This window comes from Lishizhenia sp. (assembly GCF_057456495.1).
In genome coordinates, this window is the sequence record NZ_JBVCPV010000107.1 from 1 (window position 1) to 10,323 (window position 10,323).

The 10,323-nt window shown below is 37.6% G+C and carries 8 protein-coding genes; 2 read left to right on the forward strand and 6 right to left on the reverse strand.

All coding sequences use genetic code 11. The features are described from left to right. From AC22ZQ_RS08870 to AC22ZQ_RS08890, 5 genes are all read right to left on the reverse strand, one after another. Window positions 1–4,244, reverse strand: a 4,244-nt coding sequence (locus AC22ZQ_RS08870; protein ID WP_318958425.1) for a DNA repair ATPase, incomplete at its 3' end; no start/stop codon positions are given. Window positions 4,245–4,307: 63 nt separating this feature from the next. Then, the gene (locus AC22ZQ_RS08875) at window positions 4,308–6,488 is read right to left on the reverse strand and encodes a flotillin family protein (protein WP_318958426.1); all 2,181 of its coding nucleotides are present in this window, start codon (window positions 6,486–6,488) and stop codon (window positions 4,308–4,310) included. A gap of 22 nt (window positions 6,489–6,510) precedes the next feature. Then, a complete protein-coding gene (locus AC22ZQ_RS08880; protein ID WP_318958427.1) occupies window positions 6,511–7,170 on the reverse strand; it encodes an OB-fold-containig protein in 660 nt (219 codons plus the stop codon). A 77-nt stretch (window positions 7,171–7,247) separates the two neighbouring features. Next, window positions 7,248–7,952 carry a PspA/IM30 family protein gene (locus tag AC22ZQ_RS08885; RefSeq protein ID WP_318958428.1) on the reverse strand — a complete coding sequence of 235 codons (705 nt, stop codon included), beginning with the start codon at window positions 7,950–7,952 and terminating at the stop codon, window positions 7,248–7,250. Between the two features lie 12 nt (window positions 7,953–7,964). Then, window positions 7,965–8,360, reverse strand: a complete 396-nt coding sequence (locus AC22ZQ_RS08890) for a YbjN domain-containing protein (RefSeq protein ID WP_318958429.1) — start codon at window positions 8,358–8,360, stop codon at window positions 7,965–7,967. A gap of 198 nt (window positions 8,361–8,558) precedes the next feature. Between AC22ZQ_RS08890 and AC22ZQ_RS08895 the strand changes: the two genes are divergently transcribed. Beyond that, window positions 8,559–9,200 carry a helix-turn-helix domain-containing protein gene (locus AC22ZQ_RS08895; RefSeq protein WP_318958430.1) on the forward strand — a complete coding sequence of 214 codons (642 nt, stop codon included), beginning with the start codon at window positions 8,559–8,561 and terminating at the stop codon, window positions 9,198–9,200. A 45-nt stretch (window positions 9,201–9,245) separates the two neighbouring features. Here AC22ZQ_RS08895 and AC22ZQ_RS08900 read toward each other — a convergent pair whose 3' ends face one another. After that, complete coding sequence (locus AC22ZQ_RS08900; protein ID WP_318958431.1) at window positions 9,246–9,494, reverse strand: hypothetical protein; 249 nt, start codon at window positions 9,492–9,494, stop codon at window positions 9,246–9,248. 155 nt (window positions 9,495–9,649) lie between these two features. On the opposite strand from AC22ZQ_RS08900, the gene AC22ZQ_RS08905 reads away from it, so the two are divergent. Beyond that, on the forward strand, window positions 9,650–10,323 hold a 674-nt coding region (locus AC22ZQ_RS08905; RefSeq protein WP_318958432.1), incomplete at its 3' end, for an exonuclease domain-containing protein.

A 10,323-nucleotide genomic window follows, 5' to 3' on the forward strand; every position in this document is an offset into this window, starting at 1 on the left:
ATTTGATTCAATAAAGGATGCGAACTCAAACTGTTTTCTATAAAACTCGAAGCAAAGGCGTTTCCATATCCACCCACGATATCTCCCAAGTTGTAAATATCTGCTCGGTTGGCTAACATATCCGGAATCTGGAATTTACCTCCACTCTCCGTGTAAGGGTTACCCGCCATAATAACAGCTACCTTTTTCCCTCTAAAGTCATAGGTTTTGGGCTGACCTTCGAAGACACCTTCTATCTTACGTTGTCCATCCGCTAAAGAGATGAACTTTTGTAAAAATACAGGACTACAGTGCTGAATATCGTCCAAGTAAATCATTACGTTATCTCCCATTTCAAAGGCCAAGTTCAACTTCTTAAGCTCTTGAGCTGCCGCTGTTGAATCCGCTTGTTTAGGATCTAAACTTGTTACTTCGTGTCCGATAGAAGGACCATTGATCTTCATAAAAATCAATCCCAATCTATTGGCGATATACTCCATCAAGGTTGTTTTACCATATCCTGGAGGAGAAACCAATAAAAGCATACCCATCAAGTCCGTACGCTTGTTAGCACCTACCGCTCCAATTTGCTTGGCAAGGTTGTCACCCACAATTGGTAAATACACCTCATTGATCAATTGGTTACGTACAAAGGAGTTCATCACTTTCGGTTCCAATTCATTCAGGCGCAATTCTTTGGCATAAAGATCTACCAATTCCTTCTTGCGGTGTTGTAAGCTTTCAAAATCACGTTGATAAACCGCAATAAAGTTTTCTATTTGCGGAAACAAGTCTGCTAGATTTACCTGGGCCTTCCCTCCTTCTATGGTAGAATGATCTCCCTTCAAACCTTCAATTTCTATGTTCGGAACAGGAATTACATTTTCTTCTCCTATGTTTTTAGACAAGAGCAAGGCACTCAATTCTGCAGCATGTTTGTAGCCCAAGTTTTCCAAAGCATTTTGCAACATTTGATAATAGTGAAAGAGCTTATTTGGAGCTACATTATCCAATATCAAAGACTTTCTCTTCTTTACTAAATGCCCGTAATCTTCATAGGCTTTAGAACTAATCACAAAGTGATCATCGTAGAGTAATTCTTGTGTTAAGTAAGCTGCGACTTCTTTAGTAAGATGAAGATATTTCTTCGGAAGGATTTCTGAAAGTCGTGCAAACAACTCCTCTTCTACCTGTGTAAAGGTATGTGTATCCAAGACTTCATTCACCAAACGATTCACTTGTATAAGCGCTTCCAATTCACCTTTAAAATCAGCATGTATACTCATCCAAGCCACGCGAGCCAAAGCTCTTACTTCTTGGTTCACAAAGATGTTTGGATTTAATTCTCCCTGCTTTATAAAGGCTTGTAAATACAACAAAGCATCTGCATCGTGTACACCTTTGATGTAGTTTTCTTTGTAGCGGGGTGACATAAAAGTTCTCACCTTCTCCAGCAACTCCTCCTCGGTAAGCTTTACCAATTCTTGACTCCCAAAAGTTTTGAACATCAAATAAGCGAGGTATGCACCTCTGTAAACCTCATCATTTTCTGAAATAAGAGAAGATGTCCAAATCTCCTTATGTCCATTCAGTACCTCATCTTCTACTTTCTTAAAGAAGTTAGTTCCCGTGATGTGGTAATACATAGCATCTCCTCTTTGAATGAGGGTTAGACCTAATTTTTGTTTATTGGTTAAGAATTGATGATTACCAAATTGAATTACATCATCTCCATTGGCAAAAAGCTCTTTTTTATCTTTTAACGATCGAAGTGCATTTTCTTTTAATGACTTCAATTGAGCGGCAACATCATCTGCTTTTACCGTGTCTCCGAGTTCAATTAAATCTTCAACCGTATTCCTCACCTTCTCTACCATCAAGTCTGAGGCATAATAGGCTTGAATTTCAGCATCTTCCTTAAAGGTTTTGAGTTTATTCTCTACGGTTTTCAGCAGTCGTTTTGCTCCTTCTTCAAGTTTTGTAGTTCTTCTACCACGTTGTTCTTGCAGATAGATCTTACGGTTTTCAAAAGCTTCATAAATAGACTCTCTTTTCTCTCCCACCTGATCTACAAACTCATCAAAATCTACAAATTTGCTTTCCAACTCTTCTAGCTGAACCATGAGTTTATTCATGTATTCATCCGCTTTTTCTTCTGTAGAACTCAAGTCTAAGAAATTAACTACGGACTGAGAAATCAAGGTCAACTGCGCTGCAAACTCGGCCTTTCCTTCTACCAGAAGCAATTCCTTCTTCTTGTTCTTTAAACTAGCTGAACAGGTATTGAATTTTGCATATACCGCAGAAATTTGATCAATGATTTGTGTAGATTTTGTAACATCCTCTATGCGAAGATTCCCTACTATCTCTATCAACATCTCTAATTTTTTGGCGGTAGAAATGATTTTATCCTCTAAATTCTTAGCATCAAAACTCTTGGTTAATCCTTGAATTTCTCCATTGATTTCTTCTACCTTTTCTTCGTATACCTCCAAGGCTTCCGGTCGAATTAAGAAGGAAATACAATTCTTAGAAAGTTCTTCGGTTTGCTGGGTGATTTCTGCCTCAAGTGCTTCAATCTCCTCTAAATTGGCATAACGCAAATCTTTTAAAGCAACAACTTGACCTTTAATACCGCGTAACTCTGCCAAATTATCTACATAAGAGGTAATCGTTTTCCCTCTAAAATATTTAGAGTTCTTAAGTATCTCTTGTGCTTTTTGAGAAGTTTCAGCAATGCTTTGTGCCGTTTGCTGTTTTATGCTTCTTACCTTTTCAAACTCATCTATCGCCTTAGAAGCCGTCTGACGAATTTGTTCTATGGGTTCACCAATTTTATGTGCTTCAGCATGCATTAACCAGTGTTGCGTATCTAAGATATCCTGAGTTTTCTTCGTGATATCAACATACAAGCCTCCGAAGCTGTCTTCTTTATTGAGAAGTTTAATCAGCTCTTTACACTCTGCCATGGTACGTACAATGGTCTTGTTTCCAAGTTTTGCCAAGTAACTGTCATTACTTGTATTTTGCTGTACGTTAACATCAAGAAAAGGCGTTTGCCAAACTTGAACACTGTGGTGTTTTTGTTGCTCCTCCTCTGCTCTAAAGTAGACCAGTTCTCCATTTTCGAAAAGAGAGAAACCATTACAAATGATAGGCGTTAAAACGCTTTGAGCAATTAAGTTATAAGATAATAAGATGTAAATACCGCTTTGCTGGTTATAGAACACATACATAAAATCTTCCCCGTTAGGCGAGTTAATTTTACGTTCGAAAAGCATCCCATCTAAAGGATTATCAAATAATTTAAACTCACCTGTTTGCAGGTAATACCCTTTCGGAAAAATGATTCCGTGATCATCTGGTAAAAGTACGCAGGCATCTTCTATGGCATCTATGCGCACCACTTCCTGTATCTTCACATTGTAGACTAAGTACCTATACTTCTCTTCCTTGTAGGGTTTGATTTTCATCACAACAAGGTTTCCGATTACGGCGTATTGTAAATCTACATCATCCAACGTTTGATCGGCTTGTTCAACAGGCTCTGCATAGATTCCTTTCCCTGTATCGGTGTTGTCTTCAACTTTAACCGTTAAATCCCCACCAGTTGTTTCAACAAATACCAAATCATCTAAAGAAATATGACCGTGCGTACCTTTGCGTTGCATATCTCTGGTGGCCTTCTTCCACTTAAACTCGTAACGGTTTGGAAATTTGTATTCACTATCAGATCTGTTCCCATAGTAAACTAAACGATCTGGCGTAATCTTCCACTTAAAGGTTTTGATATCGCTAATGTTCTTCCCGGTTTGAAAAACGAAATAGAGAAAACCGTTGATTTCTGCAAATTGCACAAAAGTGGTTTCCTTGTAATATTTGTATAGGTTGGCAAAATCCTCAAAGAATTTCTCATCCTCCAAAAGGGCTAGTGTGTCTCGTTTAAAGTTGTGTTTTTCATCATCGAAATGATAAAACGCGAACACATCTTCAATTTTAACTTCCTCGCGTAAACCTATATGTACGTTGAACCCAAAGAGCATACGGTTACCACCTAGGCTGACCATATCTCTTGCGATGCAATTGTTGTCTGTAGAAATCTTATCGGCAGAAAGTAACTTATTCTCAATAGCTCCAAATACTCCCTTTCTATCGGTATTTAAATGCTCTAGTCGCTGGGCTAGCTCCTCCCCTTGCTTATTTAATCGCGAGCGGATGATTTCATAGGTACCCCCGTCTAGATTTGTTTGTTCTTCATTGTTCATTCAAATGAAAATTTAGGGTTAAAAAAGGGGAACATTAAGCTCCCCTTTCCACATAAACTAGAACTAGTTAGGATTGAGCCCTAGGTGCTCTAGGGTACTTTCTCCTAACCCTAAGTTCTGCACCTTAGACATTAAATCTCTAAGCGCGCTTTTCTTAGTATCGCCATTTGTTTCTACCATCATTTTCGTCAACAAGGCAGTAATGGTCAAATTCTTTGCATCTTCTGTGGTTAATCCAGAAGAGCTAATTAAGTTGCGGATCTTATCCATGATTGTTTCTCCTTCAAAGTCGTGAAAGAAGTTATCCTTAATTCCTTCCAAAACCTCAGAGTTTTCTATCAATCTATCAACGCGTTTTCCTGTAGTGATAGAGTTTGTAATCTTATCAAAGAAGCTTTGGTCTCCACCTACGATGTCAATTTTAGCATTCTTCAATGCCTCACTTAATACAGTGGCTTGTGCTGTAGCAATATCTTTCTGTACTGCTATTTGCGCCATTTCAACCTGCTTATCCTTGTCTAATTTCAATTTGAATTCCTCGTGCTCCTTACCTACAGCATCTAACTCTTTCATTGCTTCGGCTTTCTTCAAGATACCCTCTGCATCTGCAGTATATCTTTCGCGCTCCACCGTAACGGCAGCTAATCCATCTTTTTCTTTGGCTGTAGCTTGCTCTAACATCACTTGCGCTTCTGTCATACCGCGCTCTCTATCTACTTCAACCTTCGCTTTACCTACTTTCAATTCAGCTTCTGCGGTAGCCAATCCTTTCGCTTCAATACCTTTTGCCTCTGCCAATGATTGTACTTCAGTAACGTGTGCTTCAGCGTCCCCTTGTTTCTCACGAGCATCCGCTTTAGCCGTCATCACTTGTGCCTCAGCTAAACCTGTAGATGCAAATTCAGAAGCTTTGGCATCGGCCATAATTTTAATAGCTTCCGCTTTTTGAGCGGCGCTTTGTTGTTCTGCCTCTGCTTCGATTAACATACGTTTCGCATTGAATTCAGCAGCGTGTTTAGAAGCTTCAGCATCTTTGATACGTTGTACCAAGTTTTCTTCAGCAGCTTGTTCTGCCGCGGTAATGGCAACGCGCTTCATTCTGTCCGCCTCAGCTAAGGCTTGCGTATCCTTAATCTTCTCTTCTTCTTCAACAACCGTTTTTTGTATTGCTACTCTATCACGAATAACTTCTTGGATGTTTTTCTTTTCTTCTTCGATAGATTTTTCTTTCTCTATCTGTGCCAAGGTAACAACGCGCTCTCTTTCGTTCGCCTCTAAAGCTCTGTCTTTTTCTACACGTTCATTTTCTATGGCTTCTGTACGCTCTTTGTTTTTAGCTGCAACAATTACCTGACGCAATTTATTTTCTTCTGCAACTTGAATCTCTTCCTCAGCAGCAATACGTGCAAATTCAGATTTCTTATTTTCTTCAGATCGTACTTTATCAATTTCAGCTTGCTCTCTGGCACGAATCGTAGACACTTCTTTACGCTGAGATTCTTCTTTCTCCGCCAATTGTCTTTCCAATTCTAAAATAGCCTCACGCGCCTCAACATCTTGTTGTTTGATTACCTTTTGCTCCTCGCGCATAATCTTGTTGGCCTTGATCTTTTGCGCTGCCGTTAAATCAGTAATCTTTTTGATACCTTCTGCATCCAAGATGTTCTTTTCATCTAAGGCAGTAACAGGAGTTTGTTCCAAGTAGTCAATTGCAGTATCCTCTAAAGTATATCCGTTTAAGTCTTGCTTAATAGCTGCTGCAATTTCTAACCTAAACTCATCACGTTTTTCGTATAACTCAACGAAATCAAACTTCTTACCTACAGTCTTTAAGGCATCTGAGAATTTCGCGTCGAATAATTGAATCAATGTTTCTGGGTGAGAAGCACGCTTACACCCAATAGATTGTGCTACTTCTCTTACCTTTTCTTCGTCACCGTTTACTTTTAAGAAGAAAGTAACTTTAATGTCTGCACGCAAATTATCCTTACATACTAAACCTTCTTTCCCTTGACGGGCGATGACAATACTTTTTACAGAGATATCCATAATCTCCAAGCTGTGTAAAACAGGAATTACAAACATTCCGGTTTTGGAGACTCTAACACCTCCACCTGTTCTTACAAGCACTTGACCTTGTTGTGGTTTCTTATACCACTTAGCGAGCATAACAAGGATGCCCAGGAAGATGACAGCTGCGATGATTGCAACCACCATTCCTTGTTCTAGAATACTGATTAACATACGTTTTTAATTAAAGCTAATTTTAGGCATTAGCATAGGGTTCTACTAAATATGTGTTTTGATCTTTATTGAAAGAAATAACAAGGATGCTATCTCCCTTAATAAGCGAAGATCCACGCTTAGTTTCTATATAAATGGTATGCACGTTTTGATTGTTTTCTACTTTGGCTTGACCATTTTTCCCCTCTGTATCTATAAGCGTTACCTTACCGATTGAACCTGTTAAATCTTTCGACATAGATTCTTTCTCTAATGAAGCAAACATCTTCACAAAAGGAAAAGTTAAAAATTTAGCCAGAATAGCACATCCAATAATACAAGGGATGAGGGTTAACAAACCAAAAACAAAGCTTTCGATACCAAAAATTTCATTGATACTTACCTGAACAAACCACAAGCTTAAGGAGAAGAAACTGAACCAGAGCATTAATGGTACTCTTCCGATGTTTAAGAAACGGAGGATGAACATAAGCCAAGATAGGTCTCCAGAAGCGGCCACACCTGTGTCTGCATCAACTTCTACCTCAACATCTGCGTCCATGTCTATTTCAACATCAACATCCAAAAAGTTAAGGTCGAGTACACCCATGATTACGGTGATCCAATATAGCACGACGAGTACGAGGAAAAAACTTGCAATGAAGTTTGCTCCATTAAACGACATGTTTAATAATTCAAGCATTTTATGGTATTACAGTTAGTTTATTATAGATGGATTTAAGTAGTAGTAAGGGAGGATATTTCACCTCCCCTTAAGTATTACATTCCCATTTTCTTCTTCAAAGCTTCTAAAGATTCAGAGGCTTTACTTTCGTTGGCTCCCTCATCAATTGCTTTATCTAATTCTTCATCGATAGATCTGCTTTCGTCAGCTATATCTGCATAAGACTCAGCCAAGGCTTCTTCTTGTGCTACCTTCTCTTTCATTCTTTCTAACATAGAAACTGTAGAAGAAGAATCGATGTTTGCCAATTGCTTATTGATGTTTTTCGTAGCACTACTCACTTTAGCTCTGGCTTTCAATGTTTTCAACTCATTCTCGTATTTTCCAATACTTGATCTTAAGTTCTTCACATTACCATCCAACTTCGCCACGTGCGCTTCAAACTTCTCTCTATCGGATTTCGATTGATTCGCCAACTTCATTGTTTCTTCCTTACGAATCAACGCTTCACTTGCTAATCTATCCGCTTCAGCAGCATCCATAGATCCAGCTTTCGCTTTTTGAAGAATCAACATAGCTTTCTTTTCGTAATCTTCAGCCTTTTGTACTTGCGTTTCAGCATCGTTCTTAGCTCTTATCGAAAGTGCTTTTACTTCTGCCAATGCTTGCAATGCTTTTTCCAAATCCTTTTTCAAGTCTCTAATTCCCTGCTCAGTCATTTTGATTGGGTCTTCTAAACCATCTATCGCTGAATGTGCTTCCGCTTTACCTATATTAAATAATCTCTTAAAAATGTTCATTTTTTCTTTTTATTAATGTTTTGAAAATTCTATAATTTCATCTGAGTACTCACTCAGTAATAATGAAAGGGCGTTGATCGATCCTTCTAATTCATTTAGATCTAAATTCTCTAATTGAAGGGTATCTCTAAACAAAACTTTCTTTCCGTCTTCTGCTAAAACAAAAGCTCCATGTACAATATCTCTGTTTTTAGTCAACAACTTTTTGTATACCTCGGTATCACCATTCGGTATCTCAAAAATGTATTGTTCCATGATTAATATTGGGTCGGCACACCCGATTACAAGATTCTTAATACCGTCGATTTCACTTTCAATTACGAAAACTTCATCTTCTTTATCTTCTTTTACAATCATGTAATCTAACTCTTGTAAATAGGCTCTCACCTTTTCATAGTCCTTTGCCATTATATAGTGTTTAAGTTTATGTGTTATAAAAATAGAAATTAATCCATGTTATCGTGCATTTCTATAAGAAACACTAAGGCCCAGGACCATTTTCTACCGTAATACTTTGTATATTCATGATAATATTTTTAGATTCACGAAGTAAAGATACTAATATTTTTTACAATTGCTAAAATTATTAGCTAATTTTTCAAGATTATGATTTCAAAGATTGGTAAAAACATCAAAAAAATCCGCACCATTAAGAACCTAAACCAGCAGGCAATGGCTGATTTACTGGGACTTTCACGTCCTTCAATAGGCGCTTATGAAGAAATGCGTGCAGAACCGAAAATTGAGTCTCTAATAAAATTAGCAAATCACTTCAAATTAGATTTAGGTCGCTTAATTAATGAAGATTTAACGGTCAATGAAATTCATGGTTTTAAACAAGCCGAAGAATTGGTACTCGATACCAAGCCTATAAAATCACCCGCAAAGCCTAAAAGCTTTCCTTACCTGATCTTGAAAAAAAACAAATTAAGTCTGCAAAAAATAGAACTCACTTGGCCTGTTGCCAGCAACAAAAAATTATTGGGCGTACAAGAAACATCACAACTGTGCTCTATATATAAGGAGGTGAACGTAAAAACCTTTAAGCCTAAGGAAAAATGTATTCTTCAACGCGGGAAAGAATTCCTTTACGAAGTTCAACTCGAAGAAAGAGAAAATGAACTTTATTATAAAGAGGAGTTAGTTGAAGGGAATAAAGTGATTGCCTATCAAATCATGGAAGGACAGCACAATGTAGAGGATAGATTGAAACGTCTGGAGAATATACTTTCTAAATTAAGTCTATAAAAAAAAGGGAAGCTTTTGACTCCCCTTCTTTATATCTTTTATTGCTTACATCAACTTTGTAGCTAATTCTTCAACTTTATCAGAAATCTCAGCTCTAATTTGCTTAAACTCTGCTTTTGTTGAAGACGCATTAATTTTAGAGATAATTTCATTTCTAAAATCTACAGCTTCGTCAATAATTGCGTTCGTCTTTTCTGTTTTAGACTCATCCCATAATTGTTGACTAAATCCTTCTTCTACTATATCAAAGATTGCGTAATTGAAATCTCTTTTTAAGTCTTTAATACTTGCCATAATTAAAATATTTTGCACAAAAGTAATCATTCTTGTTGTGCCTAAGGTTATGAAATTCTTAAAAACACCCTTAAAAATGTCGTGTTCAAATCTTTCTATTTAAAAATTGATTGGGCTTCCTTCTAAATTATGAGAGTTGATTAATTTTGCGGCACATGAAATTTGCCATTACAGATTTAGAAACAACTGGCGGTAGTCCGAAAAAATCGAAGATTACCGAAATAGCTATCTATAAATGTGATGGTGATAAAATCATTGACGAATACACCACATTGGTAAATCCAGAGATTCCTATCCCAAGATTCATCACACAACTAACTGGAATCAATGATGAAATGGTGGAAAACGCTCCTAAATTTTATGAAATAGCAAAAGACATCATAGAGTTTATGGAAGATTGTGTATTCGTGGCCCATAACGTTGGTTTCGACTACGGTGTTCTTCGCGGAGAATACAAATCACTTGGCTACGATTTTCGTTATCCCCACATGTGTACAGTAAGGGCTTCGCGCATCTTGCTCCCAGGACATGACTCGTACAGTTTGGGTAAACTAACCAATGATTTAGGAATAGAACTGGTGGGTAGACACAGGGCTGCAGGAGATGCTATGGCTACAGTTGAGTTGTTCAAAATACTTTTTGAAAAAGATAGTAATGACCTCAACACATTTATAACCTCAGAAATTAACCCTTCCATCCTTCACCCTAATTTAGATTTGAGTCAACTCGAAGATATACCCAACAAAACGGGTGTATACAGGTTTTACGACGAAACCAATAGGTTGATATACATTGGAAAGAGCAAGCACATCTTAACACGTATCAAGCA

Excerpts from the sequence above, each read along its gene's own strand:
- AC22ZQ_RS08890 (WP_318958429.1), bottom strand. The coding sequence starts at position 8,360 with ATGGCAAAGGACTATGAAAAGGTGAGAGCCTATTTACAAGAGTTAGAT.
- AC22ZQ_RS08900 (WP_318958431.1), bottom strand. The coding sequence starts at position 9,494 with ATGGCAAGTATTAAAGACTTAAAAAGAGATTTCAATTACGCAATCTTT.
- AC22ZQ_RS08875 (WP_318958426.1), bottom strand. The coding sequence starts at position 6,488 with ATGTTAATCAGTATTCTAGAACAAGGAATGGTGGTTGCAATCATCGCA.
- AC22ZQ_RS08880 (WP_318958427.1), bottom strand. The coding sequence starts at position 7,170 with ATGCTTGAATTATTAAACATGTCGTTTAATGGAGCAAACTTCATTGCA.
- AC22ZQ_RS08895 (WP_318958430.1), top strand. The coding sequence starts at position 8,559 with ATGATTTCAAAGATTGGTAAAAACATCAAAAAAATCCGCACCATTAAG.
- AC22ZQ_RS08885 (WP_318958428.1), bottom strand. The coding sequence starts at position 7,952 with ATGAACATTTTTAAGAGATTATTTAATATAGGTAAAGCGGAAGCACAT.